Genomic DNA, 1,207 nt, shown 5'->3' with positions numbered 1-1,207 from the left:
ACCTGCGCGGGCTGCTGGAGAAGAGCCCTGACGCCGATCTTCTGCGCGAGATGATCGGCTTTGCCGCGCAACGCCTGATGGAGCTGGAGGTCGGCGGCCTAACCGGCGCCGGCTTTGGCGAGAAGAGCCCGGAGCGTCTGGCGCAGCGCAACGGCTACCGCGAGCGCGACTGGGAGACGCGCGCCGGCACGGTCGAGCTGCGCATCCCCAAGCTGAGGAAGGGCAGCTATTTCCCGGGCTTCCTCGAGCCGCGCCGCATGGCAGAGAAGGCCCTGACTGCTGTAATCCAGGAAGCCTATATCCAGGGCATCTCGACCCGCTCGGTCGACGACCTGGTCAAGGCAATGGGCATGAGCGGCATTTCCAAGAGCCAGGTGTCGCGGCTCTGTGAGGAGATCGACGAACGCGTGCAGGTCTTCCTCGATCGGCCCATTGAAGGCGACTGGCCCTATCTCTGGATCGACGCGACCTATGTGAAGGTGCGCCAGGCTGGCCGGATCGTCTCGGTCGCGGTGATCGTCGCCGTCGGCGTCAACAGCGATGGAAGGCGCGAGGTGCTGGGCATGGATATCGGTCCCTCCGAGGCCGAGACCTTCTGGACCGCGTTCCTGCGTAAACTCGCCAGACGCGGCCTTCGCGGCGTCAAGCTCGTCGTCTCCGACAGCCATGAAGGCATCAAGGCGGCCGTCTCGAAGGTCCTCACCGCGACCTGGCAGCGCTGTCGCGTCCACTTCATGCGCAATGCCCTGGCTCATGCCGGTCGATCCGGGCGGCGCGTCGTCTGCGCCTTCATCGCCACGGCGTTTGCTCAGAACGATGCGGCGGCCGCCAGCCAGCAATGGCGAAGGGTGGCCGATCAGCTCCGGCCGACGGTGCCCAAGCTCGCTGCTCTGATGGACACGGCCGAGATCGACGTGCTGGCCTACATGACCTTCCCGACGCAGCATCGCGCCAAGCTGCACAGCACGAACCCGCTGGAGCGCCTCAACGGCGAGATCAAGCGCCGAACCGAGGTCGTCGGCATCTTCCCCAACGAGGCGGCGATCACCCGGCTCGTCGGCGCGATCCTGCTCGAACAGAACGACGAATGGGCCGTCCAGCGAGCCCGCTACATCACGCTGGAAAGCATCGCGCCGATCAGCGATGATCCCATCGTCAGCCTGCCAGCCGTGGCCGCCTGACCAGCCCGGCCAAGCCGGCACCGAGG

Annotated in this window: 1 protein-coding gene; it reads left to right on the top strand. The window is 66.4% G+C overall.

Annotation, left to right across the window (positions count from 1 at the left end):
- Window positions 1–2 precede the first annotated feature (2 nt).
- Window positions 3–1,181 carry an IS256 family transposase gene (locus tag Q8M82_RS07020; protein ID WP_305690661.1) on the top strand — a complete coding sequence of 393 codons (1,179 nt, stop codon included), beginning with the start codon at window positions 3–5 and terminating at the stop codon, window positions 1,179–1,181.
- Window positions 1,182–1,207: the final 26 nt, after the last annotated feature.

The organism is Allobosea sp., from assembly GCF_030694325.1.
Lineage (GTDB): Bacteria > Pseudomonadota > Alphaproteobacteria > Rhizobiales > Beijerinckiaceae > Allobosea.
The sequence above is the reverse complement of the archived record's forward strand: the minus strand, read 5'-3'. Positions and strand labels throughout refer to the sequence as shown.